Here is an 18905-nt window from a genome sequence, read left to right as displayed (position 1 = left end):
CTGTGAGTTTTTTATGCGGGTAGGGCGGGCGCAAGACGCCATCACGGCCGTCGCTGTGCAGGGCACAGGACGGCCGTAACGGGGAGGTACTGCAAGAATGTAGCCAAATGATGGCATGTGCGGTGCCGATCAGTGTTTCTCAGCGCCGCCTTTCATGACTAGCTTGATCAAGGGCATCAAGGTGGCGCTCAACTTCAGCAGTCGCGACACGCGTCCCTCGGTGTGAACGGTGGCCGGTACGGCAGGCTTGCTCGAGCCGGCACCCTTGCCGGTAAGAAAGCCCATCAGCATCACCGCGCCCATGCCCCACAGTGGCGCATGCTTGATGCCCAGGCCTTCCTGCACCGAGCGGCTGGCGCCCTTCAGACGAGTAAGTGGGTTGACCAGGCTGCGCGCCTCGTGGCGAATTTCCTGGCGGTGCATTTCCAGCCGCAAGCGGATCAATGCCTTGCGCATTTCGCGGCGTGAATTCTTGCTCGGGGGATGGGCACTCATGGCAACAGGCGCTCCCGATCGTTGGCCAATTCTTCAAGCGTGCCGCTGAAAGGCGATGACTCGTCGAAGATTGCCGCTTTGAGGCGTACCGCGCAGAACAGTCCGGCCAGCAGATAGAAGATGCACAGGCCGATCATGCCGGGAATGCGGTAGTTGTCCCACAGCAGAATGAGGATCAACCCAGACAGCGCCACCAGCGCCAACAGGGCGAATACCAACGCCAGCCCGGCGAACAGCAGTAGGCTGACGGTCCGGGACTTCTGCTCTTGCAGTTCGATCCCGAACAGTTCGATATGACTGTGCAGCATGCCCAGCACCGCCGCACCGAGACGGCGCGCGGTGGAGCCGCTGCTGGAGGATGAAGTATCGCTGTCCAGAGCCATGATCAGCGCCGAGACGCCAGCAGACCGATAAGGAAACCGACACCGGCGGCGATGCCGATCGACTGCCATGGATTGGCCTGGACATAGTCTTCGGCCTGAACCACGACTTCCTTGCTCTTCTCGCTGAGGGATTCCTGGGTTTCCTTCAGGGATTCCTTGGCCTTGAGCAGGCTTTCATGAATCTGCGCGCGTAATTCGTCGGCCTGATCGCCTGCCAGTGTGGCGGTGTGTTCGAGGAGCTTCTCGGCGTCCTTCACGAGGATCTGGAAGTCGTTCGCCAGTACTGCCTGAGCCGTCTTTGCTGTCTTGCTGACCATGTGTTTCTCCGTTGATAGCGTTATGGAAGTTCGAGTACTCAAGCGCCGGGAAGGTTCACTTCAGAGTGCTGGTACAAGTTTTGCTACGCGCTGGTGCGCCCGCTGCAAAAGATGCCCCAAATAGGTTCGCAGTCAATCTGCAAAGAACCATAGCAGTGCGCATTGATCATTTTCGCCCCAATACAGTGCTTTTAATTACCGCAGGCCTGCCGTTCTCATGGAAATCTCTCAAACTGCTGTGGATTCGCTGATCCACGGCTCCAATACGCTGTTCATTCTCGCCGGCGCCGTGATGGTGCTGGCCATGCATGCGGGCTTCGCGTTCCTCGAAGTGGGCACCGTGCGTCACAAGAACCAGGTCAATGCGCTGTGCAAGATCCTGAGCGATTTTGCCGTGTCGACTCTCGCTTACTTCTTTGTGGGGTATTGGGTCGCCTATGGTGTGACCTTTTTGCAGCCTGCCGCGGTCATTAACGTCGACCATGGCTTCGCATTGGTCAAGTTCTTCTTTCTGCTGACGTTCGCGGCGGCCATTCCGGCCATCATTTCCGGAGGGATCGCCGAGCGTGCGCGTTTCGTTCCGCAGCTGTTCGCCACGGTGTTGATCGTAGCCTTCGTCTACCCATTTTTCGAGGGCATGATGTGGAACGGCAACTTCGGCGTGCAGGCCTGGCTGCAAGCGCATTTTGGTGCCGGCTTCCATGATTTCGCCGGCTCCGTGGTGGTGCATGCCATGGGCGGCTGGCTGGCGCTGGCGGCGATCCTGTTGCTGGGGCCACGCGACGGGCGCTATCGGGATGGCAAGCTGGTGGCCTTCGCGCCGTCCAATATTCCATTTCTGGCGCTGGGCTCGTGGGTGCTGATCGTGGGCTGGTTCGGCTTCAACGTCATGAGCGCGCAGACCTTGCAGGCGGTCAGCGGCCTGGTGGCGATCAACTCGCTGATGGCCATGGTCGGCGGCACCCTGGCGGCGCTGATCGTCGGTCGCAATGATCCGGGCTTCCTGCATAACGGCCCGCTGGCCGGCCTGGTGGCGGTGTGCGCAGGCTCCGATTTGATGCATCCGGTGGGGGCGCTGGTGACTGGAGCGATCGCTGGTGCGCTGTTCGTGGTGTGCTTCATCGCCGCCCAACGCCAGCGCCGGTTCGACGATGTGCTCGGGGTCTGGCCGCTGCATGGCATTTGCGGCGTCTGGGGCGGCATAGCTTGCGGTATTTTCGGCCAGACGGCGCTCGGCGGCCTGGGCGGCGTCAGCCTCGTCAGCCAGGTGCTCGGCAGTGGCCTCGGGGTGCTGGTGGCGGTGGTCGGCGGCTTTATGGTGTACGGCGTGATCAAGGCAGTGGCCGGCATTCGCTTGAGCCAGGAGCAGCAGTATTACGGCGCGGATCTGTCGATTCACCGGATTGGCGCGAATGCGCATGAGTGAGGGGGCGCCTGGTTGTTGTTGCGCAGAGGGCGTCTTAAACTGAGTTTTCAGTCCGGTTGAGGCCGCGTCTACCATGAACCCCGAATGCCAGCTCTTCATCACCGCCCATTGCCACCTGTGCGAGCAGGTGGAGGCTGAGTTGATGCCGTGGGTAGAGCAGGGGTTGCTGGTCGAGTTGATCGATATCGTCGATCATCCCCAGTTGTTCGCCCGGTATGAAATGCGTATTCCGGTGCTGCGTCGGCTCGACACCGGCGCCGAGCTCGACTGGCCCTTCGAGCCCGAGGAGATCTCGCGGTTTCTGGCCTATGATCCGCATAGGGCTTGAAGGATAATGCTCGGCCGCCTCCGCTGCCGAGCCCGTCATGACCGTCACACCCTTCAATCCTTCCCATCACCAGGCCAGTACGCTCAGCTTGCCGGCCGGGCCGTGGGTGACGGTGCTGGATTGTCTGTGCGCGCATTTTCAGGCGATCAGTCGCGAGCAGTGGCTGGATCGTATCGCCCGTGGGCGGGTATTGGACGCGAGCGGGCAACCGATCGGCGTTGATCTTGCCTATCGACAAGGCTTGCGCATCCACTATTTTCGTGAGGTGCCCAACGAGAAGGTCATTCCTGCGCAGGAGCACATTCTTCATGTCGATGAGCATCTGGTGGTGGCTGACAAGCCGCATTTCCTGCCGGTGACGCCAACCGGTGAATACGTCGAGCATACCTTGCTGCGGCGTCTTATCCGTCGACTCGATAACCCCCATCTGGTGCCATTGCACCGCATCGATCGGCACACAGCTGGCCTGGTGCTGTTTTCGGCCAATCCCGAGACCCGCGCCGCCTACCAGTCGTTGTTTCCCTCCCGGCGTATCCACAAGCATTACCAGGCCGTGGCGGCGGCACTGCCGGGACTGGATTTTCCGCTGACCCACCGTAGTCGACTGGTCCATGGTGAGCCGTTTTTCCGGATGCAGGAAGTGCCCGGTGCGAGCAACAGCGAGACCTTGCTGCAGGTGGCAGAGAAGGCAGGAGAGTTTTGGCGTTATGACTTGTATCCCGTGACTGGCAAGACACACCAGTTGCGGGTGCACATGATGTCGCTGGGGGCGAGTATCTGCCATGACCCTTTCTATCCGGATGTGCAGCCCAGCGATGCAGAGGATGATTACCAGCGGCCGCTGCAGTTGCTGGCGCGTGGGTTGCGGTTCGATGATCCGTTGACCGGTGTTGCTCGGGAGTTCGAGAGCGCGTTGCGGTTGCAGGTGTTGGCGGACATTGCTCGGTAGAGGGGATTGGGGGTTGGGATCGGGGTGGTTCTGCTTTCGAGCCGGCCTTGGGATCGCCGCCCCTACATTGGCCCTTCGCCTAGGCTCAGGGTTCCCGCGCTTCGACGCACTGGCGAGTGGCACGCCGCACAGGCCCGCAGCAAAGGACCACACCGCAATCTCCTACACCCCAAGGCCGCAAGCAACAAAAAAGCCCGCAAAATGCGAGCTTCTTGTCGTCAGCGCAAAACACCGCTGTCGTTGATCTGGTCGGGGAGACAGGATTCGAACCTGCGGCCTTCTCGTCCCGAACGAGACGCGCTACCTGGCTGCGCTACACCCCGAAATGAGCAATGCGCTCTAGACGCAATTTAACACTCGGCAAACCATCGTCAAAGTCCGTGCTGGATACTTGCATCAGCTCAAGCATCCAGCACGCAGGGGATCACAGCTCCTTGACGGTACGGACCTGATCCTTGTTGACCTTGGTCTCTTTGCCGTCCAGTTGCTTGAACTGGTAGAAGCCGGTGTCTTCATCGAACTTCGGCGTGTCGGTGGTCTGGATTTCGCGCCCGTCGTTGAGGGTGATCACGCTCGGGTTGGCACAGCCGGCGAGGGTGGCCAGGCCCAGAGCGAGCAGGACGGCGGGCAGAATACGGTGGTTCATGGGATGTTCTCCGGTAAGTAATGCTTGTTCTCCCAGGTTCGGACGTCCGCATGCGGTGGTAAGTTCCTCAATACCCGAGCTCTTTAAATACTTGCGTCGCCGACGCCCCTGCGCGCCAAGGCTTCAGGGGTATTGAGATTGTCCAGCCGCGGATCGTCCGCCAAACATTGCACCGGTTGTGCGTCAAGCGCCAGAAGAATCTTGCGCGGGCTGCGTTCACCGGCTTGCCAGGCTTTTTCGAACTGCAGCGCATGCACCACAGGAATCACGCAGATCAGTGGCTCCCAGTGTTCGCCATGACGCACCATTACCGGTTGCAGCGGGTGGCGTGCGGCGCAGTGCAGCAGTGCACGCAGGAGCGCTTCGTCGAGCCCCGGCACATCGCAGGGCAATACCAGCAAATGACCATGACGCGCCACGGCCAGACCGGCGCGGATGCCCGCCAGGGGGCCAGGGAAATCATCGTCGTCGTCGCTCACCAGGCGATCCGCATAATCGGCGTACTGCGCCTGGTTGCGATTGCAGGAGATGATCAAGTCATCGCCCAGTGGCCGTACCAAGGCGTGCAAATGCGCGATCAGCGGTCGCCCTTGCCAATGCACCAGGCCCTTGTCGCGGCCGCCCATGCGTTGGCCGCGCCCGCCAGCCAGGAGCAGAACCGAGCAGGGTGACAGAGAGAGATCATCGGGCATGGCAGGTCTCGGCAGGCGGTCGAAAGCGAGGCTGTGATATAACACCGCGCATCTATTCGAACAACTGGACCGAGCCCATGAAACCCAAGGCGGATGTACCTTTTGTGCCGCTCAATATTGCGGTGCTGACTGTCAGCGACACGCGTACGCTGGAAACCGATACCTCAGGTCAACTGTTCGTCGATCGCCTGACCGCTGCTGGCCACCTGCTGGCCGAACGGGTGTTGCTCAAGGACGATCTCTACCGCATTCGCGCACAGGTCGCGCACTGGATCGCCGAAGACGTGGTGCAAGTGGTGTTGATCACCGGTGGCACCGGCTTCACTGGCCGCGACAGCACACCGGAAGCCGTCAGTTGCTTGCTCGACAAGACAGTGGATGGCTTCGGCGAATTGTTCCGGCAGATTTCCGTGGCCGATATCGGCACCTCCACCGTGCAGTCGCGCGCGTTGGCGGGGCTGGCCAATGGCACGCTGGTGGTATGCCTGCCGGGCTCGACCAACGCCTGCCGCACCGGATGGGACGGCATCCTCGCCGAGCAATTGGATATACGTCATCGGCCGTGCAACTTCGTCGTTCATCTGAAGCAGGCTGAACCCTGCGCCAGCCGTGGCTGAGTTGGGCGCGGCCAAGCCGCTGATGCCACTGGAGCAGGCGCTGGCGCAGCTGCTGGCGCTGGCCGAGCGTACCCCTATTGGCGAGCATGAAACGCTGCCGCTGGCCGCCGCCCATGGACGGGTTCTGGCTGAGGACTTGATCGCCGATCTTGACCTGCCGCCGTGGCCCAACAGCGCCATGGACGGTTATGCGTTGCGCTGCGCGGATTGGACCGGCACGCCGTTGCCGGTCAGCCAGCGTATCTTCGCCGGTCAGGCGCCGGAGCCGCTGCAACCCGGCACTTGTGCACGGATCTTCACCGGTGCGCCGCTGCCGGCGGGTGCCGACTGTGTCGAGATGCAGGAAAACGCCGAAATTCTGGACGATCAGCGGGTGCGCTTTGTCGAGCCCATCGCGGTCGATCAGAACGTTCGCCCACAGGGGCAGGAAACACGGGTCGGGGAGCTGGTGCTGACGTCGGGAACCCTGCTCAGTGCCATCGAGCTGGGGTTGGCGGCATCGCTGGGGCGGGCTGAATTGCGGGTGGTGCGGCGGCCGCGAGTCGCGGTGTTGTCCACAGGCGATGAGCTGATCGAGCCAGGGCTGCCGTTAGGGCCCGGGCAGATCTACAACAGCAATCGGCAGCTGCTGATCAGCTGGTTGACGCGTCTGGGGTGTGAGGTGGTGGATGCGGGGATCTTGCCGGATGATCTTGACCGTACCCGAGCGCGTTTGAGCGAGTTGCACAGGGTCGATCTGATCTTGAGTACGGGCGGGGTGTCGGTCGGCGAGGCTGATTTTCTCGGCATCGCGCTGCGGGAGGAGGGGGAGCTGGCGCTCTGGAAACTGGCGATCAAGCCCGGCAAGCCGCTGACCTGTGGCCAGTTCCGCGGTGTGCCGGTGATCGGTCTGCCGGGCAATCCGGCGTCGACCTTGGTGACTTTCGCGTTACTGGCCCGGCCCTATCTGCTGCGCCGTCTGGGCGTGAAGGAGGTCGCGCCCTTGCAGTTCAGCGTGCCAGCCGGTTTTGACTGGCCCCGTGCCGGCAACCGCCGGGAATATCTGCGCGGTCGCCTGGAGAATGGTCGGGCGGTGATCTACCCCAACCAGAGTTCAGGTGTGCTGCGCAGCGCGGCCTGGGCGCAAGGCCTGGTGGAGGTGCGCGAAGGGCGCACCTTGCAGGCCGGCGAGCCGGTGCTGTTCATTCCCTTGAGTGAGGTACTGGGCTGAAACGGCTCAGCTGTTGGCCTTCTCGGGGACGCGGCCGTAGATGTCGGTGAAGCGCACGATGTCGTCTTCACCGAGGTACTCGCCGCTCTGCACCTCGATCATCACCAGGTCGATCACCCCCGGATTGACCAGGCGGTGCACGCGACCTGGTTTGATGAACGTCGACTCGTTGGTATCGAGCATGAACTCGCGATCGTCGTTGGTGACCGTGGCCATGCCCGACACCACGATCCAGTGCTCGCTGCGGTGGTGATGCATCTGCAGCGACAGTGAGCCGCCTGGGCGCACCACAATACGCTTGATCTTGAAGCGCTTGCCTTCCTCGAGGATGGTGTAGGTCCCCCAAGGGCGAGTCACGGTGCGGTGCAGGCGATAGGCGTCGTGGTCCTGGCGCTTGAGTTCCTGGGCGATCAGCTTGACGTCCTGGCTGCGGCTGGCGTCGGCGATCAGCAGAGCGTCCGGGGTGTCGATGATGATCAAGTTGTCGAGACCGATGGCGCCTACCACCCGGCGTGGCGAATCGATGTAGCAGTTGCTCACGTCATGCAGCACGGCCTCGCCATTGCACTGGTTGCCGTTGGCGTCGGCAGGGGTCAGTTCGCGGACCGCCTGCCAGGAGCCGATATCGCTCCAGCCCAGCTGGCAAGGGATCACGGCCACACGATTGGAGCGCTCCATGACTGCGTAGTCGATGGAGATATCCGGCGCCAGGGCGAAGGTCGTGCTCTCGAGCTCGAGCTGCAGCTCAGTGCCGCCAGTCTTGCTGTGGCTGAGCGCCAGGCAGGTGCGCGCGGCTTCCAGCACGTCCGGTGCATAGGTTTCCAGCTGTTCGATGATACTGCCTGCGCGCATGCAGAACATGCCGGCATTCCACAGATGCTGGCCGCCATCGAGGTAGGCCTGGGCGGTGGCCAGGTCAGGTTTTTCCCGGAAACAGGCGACCTGATAGGCGTCCTCGCTCAACGCTGCGCCTTTTTCGATGTAGCCGAAGCCGGTTTCCGCAGTAGTCGGCAGCAGCCCGAAGGTTACCAGCAGGCCTTGATCGGCAAGCGTCTGTGCGGTGCTGACGGCAGCTTCGAAGGCTGCCTGGTCGCGGATCAGGTGGTCGGCAGGCAATACCAGCATCTGTGCATCGCTGCCGTATTGGGTGGCGATGTGCAGGGCTGCGACGGCGATGGCCGGGGCGGTGTTGCGTCCGGCGGGCTCCAGCAGGAAGTCCAGCGCAACCGGGTCCTGTTGATTGAACAGGCGATGTTCGTCCAGCGTGCGGAAGAACACTTCGCGGTTGGTCACCGTCACCACGCGCTCGACGCCGGGCAGGGCCTTGGCGCGCTTGAAGGTCTTCTGCAGCAGGCTCTCGCCGTCAGGCAGGCGCATGAACGGCTTGGGCATGGCCTCACGGGAAACAGGCCACAGGCGAGTGCCCGAGCCACCAGCGATGATGCAGGGAATAAGAGTGCCCATACGAAACCTCATGATCGGTCGAGTGCGCCGCCTCGATGGCGGCGCTAGATAAGTGGCAGAGCGATATCTGGAAAGTCGCCGACGCCGGCGCGATTCAGGTCGCGTCAGCGGGTGGGCGTTGTAGTGGATCAGGCGAACGGAAGAATTGCGCAGCCGCCCGTGGTGCGTGGGGGCTGCGTCGATAGACTTGTAAGGGGGAATGCAGAGATGCTACCGCCACATGGCGGCCAGGGTGGCAGTCAGGGCGGGTGCAGAATGATTCGGTATGATAGTCAAATTAATGGCAATTTCAACCGCCTCTGGTCGGCGGGTCATTAATTTGTCGTGCCATCATGCCTGCTGGCACCGATTGTTTCAAGCTGTCACGGCTTTTTTTCCGCTCTTCGTGGTCCACATCACATCTTGTTTGCATTGATGGAGTACTGGAGCATGACCGAGCGCAAGGCGCTATTGATTTTGCATGGCAAGCAGGCCTTGAACGATGCGGTGCGCACCGCCGTTGAAGACAAGCGCGCTGCCGGCTGGGACATCGCTGTGCGAGTCACCTGGGAGGCCGGGGATGCACAGCGTCTGGTGGCCGAGGCCTTGGCTGCCGGCTATCGGCACCTGATCGCCGGTGGCGGCGACGGTACCCTGCGCGATATCGCCCAGGCCATGGCCGAGGCCGATACCGAGGCGTCGCTGGCCTTGATGCCGTTGGGGACTGCCAACGATTTCGCCCGCGCCGCCGAGGTCTCGCTGGAGCCTGGTGCGGCGCTGGCGTTGCTGGACTTGCCGGCCAGTGCCATCGACCTGGGTCGGGTCGGCGGGCAGATGTTTCTCAATATGGCCACGGGCGGCTTTGGCAGTCAGGTCACTGCCAATACCTCCGAAGACTTGAAAAAGGTGCTGGGCGGCGCCGCTTACCTGTTTACTGGGCTGTCGCGCTTCAGCGAGCTGCGCAGCGCCTACGGCGAGCTGCACGGGCCGGATTTCCAGTGGCAGGGTGAGATGCTGGCGTTGGGGATCGGCAACGGCCGCCAAGCCGGCGGTGGCCATGTGTTGTGCCCGGAGGCGGTGGCGGATGATGGCCTGCTGGATGTCAGTATTCTGCCGGCCCCGACCGAACTGGTGGGGACCTTGAAGGATCTGCTGGCGGGCGGTCTGGGGCTGGATCGGATGTTCGTGCGCGCTCGCTTGCCGTGGGTGGAGATCAAGAGCTCTCAAGGCCTGAACATCAATCTGGACGGTGAGCCGCTGCAAGGCGACAGCCTGCGTTTCGAGGCGGTGCCGCGTGCGCTGCGCGTGCACCTGCCGGCCCATTCGCCGCTACTCAGTCATCGAGGCTGATCACGCCTTCACGCACGGCGTGCAGTACCAGGCCGGCGACGTCGAAGATCTGCAGGCGTTTCATGATCTGGGAACGGTGGCTTTCGACCGTCTTGATGCTCAGGCCCAGTCCCGCGGCCATTTCCCGGGTCGACTTGCCGCGGGCAATCAAGCGCAGAATTTCCAGTTGGCGGGCGGTGAGGCGGCTGATGGGGGCACTGCCATGCCGTGGCTGCTCGCTCGACAGCGCTGCGCTGAGTACTTCGTGAGCGATGGCGGGGCTCAGGTAGCGTTCGCCAGTGCGCAGCGCATCCAGCGCCTGGCGCAGCTCGGAGTCGGTGGCGCTTTTGAGCAGGAAGCCTTGAGCACCGGCTTGCATGACTTTCAGGACCAGCTGTGGCTCGCAGGTGTCGGCGAGGATCAGCAAGCGACTGGCAGGGAAGCTGGCGCTCATCTGGGCTATGCCCTGCAAGCCAAGGTTCAGGCACAGTTTCAGGTCCAGCAGGATGATATTCGGCGTCAGTTGCGGCAAGCGATCGAGCAGTTGCGCGCAATCGGTGCATTCTCCGCACACCGCATAGCCGACGAATTCATCGATCCACGCGCGCAGACCGGCGCGGATCAACAAATGGTTTTCCACCAGCAGGAGGTTGCAGGTCATGCCGGGAATCCGTCAGGGGCGCGCGGAGAGCAGGCGCCGAAGTTGGATGGCTATAAGCGCCTGCGTACAGCGGGTGGGGGCGCCCGAGTCGGCATGGTAACACTTTGAAACTCAAATTTCCTGGAATGGACTGCCCGGTCCGTATGCTTCAGTGCCAAGGATAGCTCAGCTATTGCGCTGCAGCGACGAACTCGGCGACTCGGTTTCGAGGGTCCCGGCCAAAGCTTCGACTAGTACCGTCTGCTCTTCGGAGTCGAGATCGAGACGACCGGTGCGTGGATCGATCAGCTCCAGCTGCCACGCCAAGTGCGTGAGGCAGGCCGACAGGGTCTTGAGTGGCGTGTCATGAAGCTGATTACGCGCATGAGCCGTGTCGAGCAGGCGATAGATTTTCGAAGAAAAGTCGGCAAGTTCGGCGATACCCAGGCCCCGTGCGCGGGCTGCCAATGTCTCCAGAGCGCTGCACAGCCCACGGGCGGCGTCCGGATCATTGCCGATCATTTCCAGGTGGCTATGACACTCGTTCAGGCGGTTGAGCAAGGCATTGGCATCCTGCAAAAACTCCGCCAGCCCGTCGGGTGCTGAAATGTTGTCTTGCATGCACGATCTCCCGGATCCGGCCTGGTCGCCAAAGCATAGCGTCGGTTCCACGACGCTGCCCACGGGAAAGCCAGGGCTGCCGTTTGTGAAAGCGACCAATGGGGAGGCTCCATTCAACAATGAGAATGGCGTCACATTAATGACAATCTTGAAAACCGAATATCAGGCTGAACCGGAGGGCGGGGCTAGGGGATTCCCCGATGCGAATGGCTAGGACACCCCTGGGCAGGCCCCGCAGCACGATGTGATATTAAAGTGATATCATGTCAGTGTGAAATAAATAATGACGAACGCGTCAAGTTTCCGTACTTCACGCCGATACGACTCCCATGCACTGACTCAGTTCCATCACCAGGAGCCCTTCTTAATGGCCGGCATTCTCGATACGGTAGACCAACGCACGCAACTGGTGGGTGAGAATCGCCTGGAGATCCTGATGTTCCGCCTGGCGGGCCGCCAGTTGTTCGCGATCAACGTGTTCAAGGTTCAGGAGGTCCTGCAGTTGCCCAAGCTGACGTTGATGCCTCAACGCCATGCGTTCGTGTGTGGCGTGGTCAACCTGCGCGGGCAAACGCTGCCGGTGATCGACCTGTCTCAGGCCATCGGCATGCGTCCGCTGGTACCTGGGCCGAACAGCACCATCATCGTCACCGAATACAACCGTTCGGTGCAGGCATTCCTGGTGGGCGGTGTGGATCGCATCGTCAACATGAACTGGGAAGCGATCATGCCGCCGCCGACCAGTGCCGGTCGCCAGCATTACCTGACAGCCATCAGCAAGGTCGACGAGCAGTTGGTGGAGATTATCGACGTCGAGAAGGTCCTGGCCGAAATCGTGCCTTACAGCGCCAAGGTCTCCAGCGAGAAACTTGCCGATCCGGTGCTCGAGCGCGCACGTGGTCGTGAAGTGCTGTTGGTGGATGACTCCAGCGTGGCCCTGTCGCAGCTGCGCGGGACACTTTCGCAGTTGGGCATGAAGCTGCACACCGCCAGCGATGGGCTCAAGGGCCTGCAAAAGCTCAAGGCCTGGGCCGACTCGGGCGAGAACATGACCGACAAGCTGCTGATGGTCTTTACCGACGCCGAAATGCCGGAAATGGACGGCTACCGCTTGACCACCGAGATTCGCCAGGATCCGCGTCTGCGGGGGCTGTATGTGGTCTTGCACACCTCACTGTCGGGCAGTTTCAACGAGTCGATGGTGAAGAAGGTCGGTTGCGACAATTTCCTTTCCAAATTCCAGCCTGACCGGCTGGTGGATGTAGTGCGTGAGCGTCTGATGCTCGATCAGCACTGATCGCCGCTGCCATTTCTCATTGATCAATTGCGCCTGCGGGCACATGGGCGCATGGGATAGACTAGGGCCTTCCCGTCATCGCAAGGCATGATCATGCATCTCAGTGCCCTCTATCGCTATCCCCTCAAGTCCGCCATTGCCGAGCCCTTGCAAGGTTCGGCCGTCGATCTGCTCGGCTTGCAGGGGGATCGACGCTGGATGCTCGTCGATGAAGCTACCGGGCGTTTCCTGACCCAGCGCGCCGTGGCGAAAATGAGCCAGCTCGGTGCGCGCCATACCGATAGCGGCGGGTTGACCCTGAGTGCTGCGGGCATGCCGGCCCTGTCGGTGGCGCTACCGGCGGCCGATCAGAATCTGCGCGGTGTGACCATCTGGAAAGACTCGCTACGCGTGCCGGATGCAGGCGACGAGGCGGCTGCCTGGTTGAGTGAGTTCATTGGCACCCGGACGCGTCTGGTGCAGGTGCCCGAGTCACGCGCGCGGACTGTGGAGGCGAGTTATGGCGAGCCGGGCGACCGAGTGGCCTTCGCCGACGGCTTTCCGCTGTTGCTGATCGGCGAGGCGTCGCTGGAGGATCTGTCCGGCCGTATCGGCCGGCCGATGGAAATGCTGCGGTTTCGACCCAATCTGGTGATTGGTGGAAGCGCAGCATTCGCCGAAGATGGCTGGAAGCGCATTCGCATCGGCGAGACCGACTTTCGGGTGGTCAAGCCCTGCAGTCGCTGCATCCTCACCACCCTGGACCCGCAGACCGGCGAGCGCAGTGCCGATCGTGAGCCTTTGACTACATTGTTGACCTATCGCAAGCAGGCAGACGGCATCATGTTCGGCCAGAACCTGGTGCCGGATGGCTCTGGGCATCTGCAGATCGGGATGCCCGTCGAGGTGCTCGAGTAGCGCTGCTCAGATCATAGATCGTCGAAGAAGCGCTCATGCCAATCGACGATCGGCTGCGGCGCATTGAGTTTCTGTCCGTAGATGACCGCGTATGACAGGACATTCTGCACATACTGGCGGGTTTCATCGAAGGGGATCGATTCTACCCACACGTCGAAGCTCAAGTGGTTGGCACCCTTGAGCCATTGGCGCACGCGGCCGGGACCGGCATTGTAGGCCGCGGTGGCCAGTACCCTATTGCCATTGAATTGCGCATGCACCGAGCTCAGGTAGGCGGCGCCCAGCTGGATGTTCTTGTCTGGGTCGAGCACCTGTGTGGGCGAGGCCAGCGGAATGCTGAACTTGCGCGAAGTTTCCTTGGCGGTGGCGGGCATCAGTTGCATCAGGCCCATGGCGCCGACGCCGGAGCGGGCGTCCTCCATGAATGCCGACTCCTGACGAGTGATGGCGAATACCCAGCTTGAATGCAGGCCACGCAGCCCCGCTTCACGCACCAGGGCATCACGGTGCGCCATCGGAAAGCGAATGGTCAGGTCGTCCCAGTATTGCGCCTGACTGATGGTGCGAATGGCCGGGAAGTACCAGCCCATGTCATAGGCCATCTTCGCCTGGGCGACCATTTCGTCGCGGCTGAAGCGGCGGGTAGCGTGATACCACTCGCGGCGCGCGTCGACGATCTGGCCACGATCGAGCAGCTCCAGCGCACGCTGAATGCCCGGTGCCTTGCGTACGGTAGCGACGGTCTGTTGGCTCAAGACCAGCGGTTTGTTCAGCACCTGATAGGGCGCCTGGATTCGGTCGGCCGCCAGAAATCCATAGAAGTCACGTTCGCGCGCGACCACCTTGTACAGGGCTGGTACTTGCGGGTTTTGCGGTTGCGCCAGTTCCAGCGCGCGGGCCTGCCAGTAGCGCCAGCGATTGCTGGTGGCCAGGTCGCCATGCAGCTTGCGGGTCAGGTCGTAGGCGTCCTGCCAGCGCCCCAGGCGCAGCAGCAGGCGCAGGCGCCATTCGGTGACGGTGTCGTCAACCAGTTCCGGATCGTACTGGGTCATCAGGTCCAGTGCGCGCGGATCGTAACGGCGGGCTAGGGTGAGACCGATTTCCCGGGCGATGGCGACTTTTTCATCGCGGGAGAAGTGCATGGTGCTGGCGTAGCTGTCCAGCTCGCCCATGGCCTGATCCGGGTCCTGCTTGGCAAGGCGGCGCAGGCCCAGGCTGACGACATCGGACATGGCCTCGTCCGCCGGCACGAACAGCCCCGGCTGGTTCAGCAGTTCAGGCTTCTGGGCGACGCTGAGCAGCAGTTTGCCTTGCGGGGCCAGGGTATTGAGGCTGTTGACCAGGCGCGTGGCCAGCCCGTAATTGCGCGCCTGGGCCGCGAGCTTGGCACGATCCCAGCGCTTCTCTTCGGTCAGTTGGCCTTCTGCGGCCCAGCGTGCGAACAGCGGATCGCAGGTGGCAGGCTGGTCCTTGCCGACGTTCCAGAGTTTTTCGGCGGTGGCATAGCCTTCGGCGCGCAGGTTGTGGCTCAGTTGGTACTGGCCATAGAGGCAGTCGAGTTCGGTGAAGTTGAGCTTTGGGTCGTAGTACTTGACGAAGGTGTCCCAGTCCCCACGGTCGGCCAGCATGCGCAGCCAGCGCAGGATCATCCAGTTGGCCTGGGGCAGGTCGCCATGCCGAGCGAGGAATTGCTCGACTTCATCATTGCTGGCGGTGTTCAGGCGAGCGGTGAGCTCGTCGTAGGCGAGGTAGGACTCCAGCGGATAGTCGGCCAGGGCCGCTCGATTGCGCAGGTAGGGCCCGGAATCACCCTTGGCGAGGGCGCGTTTGGCGTCGTCGTAGTACTGGCGCTGGAGTGTCAGGTCGACTGCCTGGGCACTGTTGATCGCGAGCGTGGACAAGACAAGGCAGGACAACAGACAGAACAGGCGACTGCGCATGAGACTTCCGGGCAGATAAAACAGAACAGGCGGCGCCATGCAGGGCGTCACATACCATGGGCGTTACACAATAGCGCTCTAGCTTAGCCGTTAGCCCTTCGCGATGAAAGCGCTGTGCTTGTATCTGATTGTGAGCGGTCGGATTGCCTGCGCGGCGGCCCCGGGGCGTGGCATTATCGCGTCACTTACTGCGCTGAGCCCGTATAACGGGTAGAATGCGCCCCCGATTTTGGAGAAGCTCATGACCCTGCTCAAATTAAGCGAAGTGTCCCTCGCTTTCGGCGCGATGCCGTTGTTGGACAAAGTGTCCTGGCAGATCGCCCGAGGAGAGCGGGTGTGCATCATCGGCCGCAACGGCACTGGCAAGTCGAGCATGATGCATCTGGTCAAAGGCGACCAGAAGCCCGACGACGGCTCGATCTGGCGGGCCCCCGGGCTGAAGATCGGCGAGCTGCCCCAGGAACTCCCGCGCGCCGACGAGCGTACGGTGTTCGACGTGGTCGCCGAGGGTCTGGATGGTGTGGGCGCGTTGCTCGCCGAATACCATCACCTGAGCCAGAACATCGTCACCGATGAAGACCTGACCAAGCTCATGCACGTCCAGTCCGATCTGGAAGCCCGAGACGGCTGGCGCCTGCAGCAACTGGTCGACAGCACCTTGAGCCGCCTGCAACTGCCGGCCGACAAGACCCTGGCCGAGCTGTCCGGTGGCTGGCGCCGTCGCGTGCTGCTGGCCCAGGCGCTGGTCTCCGAGCCCGATCTGCTGCTGCTCGACGAGCCGACCAACCACCTGGACATCGGCGCCATCGCCTGGCTCGAAGAGGCCCTTAGCGGTTTCGGCGGCGCCGTGTTGTTCATCACCCACGACCGTTCCTTCCTGCAGAACCTCGCCACGCGCATTCTTGAACTGGATCGCGGCGGGCTGATCGACTGGAACGGCGATTACGCCAGTTTTCTGGTGCACAAAGAGGCGGCATTGGCGGCCGAAGAAACCGCCAACGCCTTGTTCGACAAGAAGCTGGCCCAGGAAGAGGTCTGGATTCGTCAGGGCATCAAGGCCCGCCGCACCCGCAACGAAGGTCGCGTGCGCGCCCTCAAAGCGTTGCGCAACGAGCGTAGCGAGCGCCGTGAGCGCACCGGCAAGGCCAATATCCAGCTGGATGTGGCCGAGAAGTCGGGCAAGCAGGTGATGGTGCTCGAGAACGTCAGCTTCGCCCATCCGGGGGGGGCGTTCCTGGTCAAGGACTTCTCCATGGTCCTGCAGCGTCAGGATCGCATCGGTCTGCTGGGTGCCAACGGTACCGGCAAGACCACGCTGTTGAAGCTGATGCTTGGCGATCTGCAGCCGGTAAGCGGCAAGGTCAGTGAGGGGACCAAGATCGAAGTGGCCTATTTCGACCAGATGCGCATGCAACTGGATCTGGAAAAGACCGTGATCGACAACCTCGCCGAAGGGCGGGATTTCATCGATATCGACGGTCAGAGCCGGCACGTGCTGAGCTACCTGGGCGACTTCCTGTTCAGCCCCCAGCGCGCGCGTACCCCGGTCAAGGCGCTGTCGGGTGGTGAACGGGCACGCTTGCTGCTCGCCAAGCTGTTCAGCAAGCCGGCCAACCTGCTGGTGCTCGACGAACCGACCAACGACCTCGACGTCGAGACCCTGGAGCTGCTCGAAGAAGTGCTGTCGAACTTCAAGGGCACCGTGCTGATGGTCAGTCACGACCGGGCATTCCTCGACAACGTGGTCACCAGCACCCTGGTGTTCGAAGGCGCGGGCCTGGTGCGCGAGTACGTCGGTGGCTATCAGGACTGGATCCGTCAGGGCGGCTCGCCGCGATTGCTGGGCGTGACCGAGAACAAGTCCGGCAAGGCCGAGCTCAACAGCGCTGTGGTCGAGAAGACCGACGCTACGCCAGCGCCTGATGCGCCAGCCGTAGCACCGGCGAAGAAAAAGCTCAGCTACAAGCTGCAACGCGAGTTGGAGATGCTGCCGAGCCAGATCGACGAGATGGAGCAGAAGATCGCGGCGCTGGAAGCCGATATCGCTTCGCCAGGCTTCTATCAGAAGTCGTCGGAGCAGACGGGGGCAGTGTTGGCGCAGCTGGAGCTGGCCCAGGTACAGCTGGATGGCCTGGTCGAGCGGTGGGCTGAACTCGACAGCTGATACGACTTTGTAGCGGGGGGGCTTGCCCCCGACGAATGAACAGCCCAAACATTTTTGTTGGCCGGTTTATCCATCGGGGGCAAGCCCCCTCGCTACATAGTGCTGATGTGTCAGGCTTTGTCGGTGGTCTTGTCTTTGACCAGGCGCACGGCGAGCACATCGCACGAGGCGCCATGCAGAATGTCGTTGGCCGTCGAGCCCAGCAGCAACGCCAGGCCATGACGGCCGTGGCTGCCTACCACGATCAGATCGCAGCTCTGCTCTTTGGCCAGGCCATGGATTTCCTGGCGTGGCTGGCCATAGGTCAGGTGCGAGTTCTCTTTGGTCAGCTCCGGATACTTGGCGATCAACCGCTCCAGGCGCTCCTTGGCCTGGTCGAACTGCTGCTGTTGTAGTTGCGACAGGTCCATGGGCACGTCGCCACCAAAGGCCATCGCCATAGGCTCGACGATGTGCACCAGTGACAGCTTGGCCTGGGACAAGGCGGCGAGGTCACGAGCGCGCTTGATGACCGGGTCGCACTCCTCGGTAAGGTCCACGGCGACCAGAATATGTTGATAGGACATGGGAGCACTCCTGACGATTCTATAGGCTTTAGTATGGCCGGTTTCCAGCCGAGCGGGTCAAAACACCGCCAAGCTACTCATTTCAAAACGCTTTGTGGGGGCTACTCATATGACGGTCTGGATAGTGCTGTCAATCCTTGCGCTGATTTTAAGTCCGCTGGCCTGGCTGCGGCCGAGCCGTAATCAGAGTGGCAAAATGAACCTGCGCATGGCCGCGCGGCGCATGGGCCTGGCGATGCAGTTGACGCCTGTGCAGTGGCCGCACTGGCTGGGCCAGCCGGCACCCGATCCTTGTGCGCAGTACCACCGGCCACGGCGCACAGGCCGAGCGGACGAGTGGGTTTATTGGCAAAGCACGCCCGGCGAATGGCTCAATCAGTGGCGTGAGCCCTTGCAGGAACCACGCCTGCAGGCGCTGTTCGCGCGGTTGCCAGGCAACGTGTTCAAGGTAGAGGCCGGGCCGCAGCTGCTGTCGTTGTATTGGGGCGAGAAGGGCGAAGAAGAAGTGCTTCAAGATATTGCACAAGTGCTGGACGCACTAGCCTGATTGTTGCCAAAAACCCTGTAGCGAGGGGGCTTGCCCCCGAAAATGCTGCGTCCTGTACATCAATGACTGGCGAGCCGTAATCGAGAGCAAGCCTTTCGCGACATCGCAGACAATAAAAAGCCCGATAGCAAGCGTCGGGCTGGGGGTGGCCAGGCAGGCCGGTAATTCATTGCCCGCGATGATACGCCTGCGGAGAATAAAAATCTCGCCTATTTCAACCATCGCTAGCAATTTATTTCTACTGATTCCTCGCGCTTATCCTGTCATCCCGGCCTGCTATTGTAACTTCAAGCGCACTGCTGATCGCCTCTGCGGTCGATGCATTGTGGCGTTCGAAAAGTGACCGCCAAGTCGCTCCCCCGACGGATGTTTAGTGCAATTGACAATCGCGCCAATTT

The 18905-nt window shown here is 61.8% G+C and carries 20 protein-coding genes and 1 tRNA gene; 10 read left to right on the top strand and 11 right to left on the bottom strand.

All coding sequences use genetic code 11. The features are described 5' to 3' along the window. Nucleotides 1-129 precede the first annotated feature (129 nt). From AC3WJP_RS03740 to AC3WJP_RS03730, 3 genes are read right to left on the bottom strand one after another with little or no spacing between them, the layout of a single operon-like run. Nucleotides 130-495 (bottom strand): hypothetical protein, encoded by a 366-nt coding sequence (locus tag AC3WJP_RS03740; protein ID WP_493719880.1) that lies wholly within the window; start codon nucleotides 493-495, stop codon nucleotides 130-132. Further along, nucleotides 492-878 carry a phage holin family protein gene (locus AC3WJP_RS03735; RefSeq protein WP_493719879.1) on the bottom strand — a complete coding sequence of 129 codons (387 nt, stop codon included), beginning with the start codon at nucleotides 876-878 and terminating at the stop codon, nucleotides 492-494. The genes AC3WJP_RS03740 and AC3WJP_RS03735 overlap by 4 nt, the downstream gene beginning before the upstream one ends. A 2-nt stretch (nucleotides 879-880) precedes the next feature. Then, nucleotides 881-1195, bottom strand: coding sequence for an ElaB/YgaM/YqjD family protein (locus tag AC3WJP_RS03730; protein ID WP_226506543.1), 315 nt, complete (start codon nucleotides 1193-1195; stop codon nucleotides 881-883). Nucleotides 1196-1412: 217 nt separating this feature from the next. Here AC3WJP_RS03730 and AC3WJP_RS03725 point away from each other — a divergent pair, with 217 nt between their 5' ends. From AC3WJP_RS03725 to AC3WJP_RS03715, 3 genes are all read left to right on the top strand, one after another. Continuing rightward, complete coding sequence (locus AC3WJP_RS03725; protein WP_493719878.1) at nucleotides 1413-2621, top strand: ammonium transporter; 1209 nt, start codon at nucleotides 1413-1415, stop codon at nucleotides 2619-2621. 73 nt (nucleotides 2622-2694) lie between these two features. After that, the gene (locus AC3WJP_RS03720; RefSeq protein ID WP_493719877.1) at nucleotides 2695-2949 is read left to right on the top strand and encodes a glutaredoxin family protein; all 255 of its coding nucleotides are present in this window, start codon (nucleotides 2695-2697) and stop codon (nucleotides 2947-2949) included. Between the two features lie 37 nt (nucleotides 2950-2986). Then, the gene (locus AC3WJP_RS03715) at nucleotides 2987-3898 is read left to right on the top strand and encodes a pseudouridine synthase (RefSeq protein ID WP_493719876.1); all 912 of its coding nucleotides are present in this window, start codon (nucleotides 2987-2989) and stop codon (nucleotides 3896-3898) included. A gap of 246 nt (nucleotides 3899-4144) precedes the next feature. Here AC3WJP_RS03715 and AC3WJP_RS03710 read toward each other — a convergent pair. The 3 genes from AC3WJP_RS03710 to mobA form a co-directional block, all read right to left on the bottom strand. Further along, a tRNA-Pro gene (locus AC3WJP_RS03710) sits at nucleotides 4145-4221 on the bottom strand. A gap of 101 nt (nucleotides 4222-4322) precedes the next feature. Next, nucleotides 4323-4544 (bottom strand): YgdI/YgdR family lipoprotein, encoded by a 222-nt coding sequence (locus AC3WJP_RS03705; RefSeq protein ID WP_493719875.1) that lies wholly within the window; start codon nucleotides 4542-4544, stop codon nucleotides 4323-4325. Between the two features lie 83 nt (nucleotides 4545-4627). Further along, on the bottom strand, nucleotides 4628-5236 hold the full coding sequence (gene mobA, locus AC3WJP_RS03700) for a molybdenum cofactor guanylyltransferase MobA (RefSeq protein ID WP_493719874.1): 609 nt from the start codon (nucleotides 5234-5236) through the stop codon (nucleotides 4628-4630). Nucleotides 5237-5313: 77 nt separating this feature from the next. Here mobA and moaB point away from each other — a divergent pair, with 77 nt between their 5' ends. Beyond that, the gene (gene moaB, locus AC3WJP_RS03695) at nucleotides 5314-5853 is read left to right on the top strand and encodes a molybdenum cofactor biosynthesis protein B (RefSeq protein ID WP_493719873.1); all 540 of its coding nucleotides are present in this window, start codon (nucleotides 5314-5316) and stop codon (nucleotides 5851-5853) included. Between the two features lie 22 nt (nucleotides 5854-5875). Next, nucleotides 5876-7063, top strand: coding sequence for a molybdopterin molybdotransferase MoeA (locus tag AC3WJP_RS03690; protein WP_493720005.1), 1188 nt, complete (start codon nucleotides 5876-5878; stop codon nucleotides 7061-7063). 6 nt (nucleotides 7064-7069) lie between these two features. Here the strand turns inward: AC3WJP_RS03690 and AC3WJP_RS03685 are convergent, their stop codons facing one another. Next, on the bottom strand, nucleotides 7070-8527 hold the full coding sequence (locus tag AC3WJP_RS03685; protein ID WP_493719872.1) for a mannose-1-phosphate guanylyltransferase/mannose-6-phosphate isomerase: 1458 nt from the start codon (nucleotides 8525-8527) through the stop codon (nucleotides 7070-7072). 429 nt (nucleotides 8528-8956) lie between these two features. On the opposite strand from AC3WJP_RS03685, the gene yegS reads away from it, so the two are divergent. Further along, entirely contained in the window at nucleotides 8957-9856 is a 900-nt protein-coding gene (gene yegS, locus AC3WJP_RS03680; RefSeq protein ID WP_493719871.1) for a lipid kinase YegS, read from the top strand. Here yegS and AC3WJP_RS03675 read toward each other — a convergent pair. Together AC3WJP_RS03675 and AC3WJP_RS03670 are read right to left on the bottom strand one after the other, a co-directional pair. Continuing rightward, entirely contained in the window at nucleotides 9840-10496 is a 657-nt protein-coding gene (locus AC3WJP_RS03675; RefSeq protein WP_493719870.1) for a response regulator, read from the bottom strand. The two genes, yegS and AC3WJP_RS03675, sit on opposite strands and share 17 nt — an antisense overlap. 165 nt (nucleotides 10497-10661) lie before the next feature. After that, nucleotides 10662-11096 (bottom strand): histidine kinase, encoded by a 435-nt coding sequence (locus AC3WJP_RS03670; protein ID WP_493719869.1) that lies wholly within the window; start codon nucleotides 11094-11096, stop codon nucleotides 10662-10664. A 367-nt stretch (nucleotides 11097-11463) separates the two neighbouring features. Here AC3WJP_RS03670 and AC3WJP_RS03665 point away from each other — a divergent pair, with 367 nt between their 5' ends. Both AC3WJP_RS03665 and AC3WJP_RS03660 read left to right on the top strand, forming a co-directional pair. Then, nucleotides 11464-12393, top strand: coding sequence for a chemotaxis protein CheV (locus tag AC3WJP_RS03665; protein WP_493719868.1), 930 nt, complete (start codon nucleotides 11464-11466; stop codon nucleotides 12391-12393). A gap of 90 nt (nucleotides 12394-12483) precedes the next feature. Continuing rightward, complete coding sequence (locus tag AC3WJP_RS03660; RefSeq protein WP_493720004.1) at nucleotides 12484-13290, top strand: MOSC domain-containing protein; 807 nt, start codon at nucleotides 12484-12486, stop codon at nucleotides 13288-13290. An 11-nt stretch (nucleotides 13291-13301) separates the two neighbouring features. Here the strand turns inward: AC3WJP_RS03660 and AC3WJP_RS03655 are convergent, their stop codons facing one another. Continuing rightward, nucleotides 13302-15230, bottom strand: a complete 1929-nt coding sequence (locus AC3WJP_RS03655) for a transglycosylase SLT domain-containing protein (protein ID WP_493719867.1) — start codon at nucleotides 15228-15230, stop codon at nucleotides 13302-13304. 241 nt (nucleotides 15231-15471) lie between these two features. Here AC3WJP_RS03655 and AC3WJP_RS03650 point away from each other — a divergent pair, with 241 nt between their 5' ends. Further along, a complete protein-coding gene (locus AC3WJP_RS03650; RefSeq protein WP_493719866.1) occupies nucleotides 15472-17394 on the top strand; it encodes an ATP-binding cassette domain-containing protein in 1923 nt (640 codons plus the stop codon). A gap of 110 nt (nucleotides 17395-17504) precedes the next feature. Here AC3WJP_RS03650 and AC3WJP_RS03645 read toward each other — a convergent pair whose 3' ends face one another. Continuing rightward, nucleotides 17505-17960 (bottom strand): universal stress protein, encoded by a 456-nt coding sequence (locus AC3WJP_RS03645; RefSeq protein ID WP_493719865.1) that lies wholly within the window; start codon nucleotides 17958-17960, stop codon nucleotides 17505-17507. A 109-nt stretch (nucleotides 17961-18069) separates the two neighbouring features. Between AC3WJP_RS03645 and AC3WJP_RS03640 the strand changes: the two genes are divergently transcribed. Beyond that, nucleotides 18070-18507 carry a hypothetical protein gene (locus AC3WJP_RS03640; protein WP_493719864.1) on the top strand — a complete coding sequence of 146 codons (438 nt, stop codon included), beginning with the start codon at nucleotides 18070-18072 and terminating at the stop codon, nucleotides 18505-18507. Nucleotides 18508-18905 lie beyond the last annotated feature (398 nt).

This window comes from Pseudomonas sp. GW821-FHT01A09, from assembly GCF_058986725.1.
This window is presented reverse-complemented; position numbering and strand designations above follow the sequence as displayed.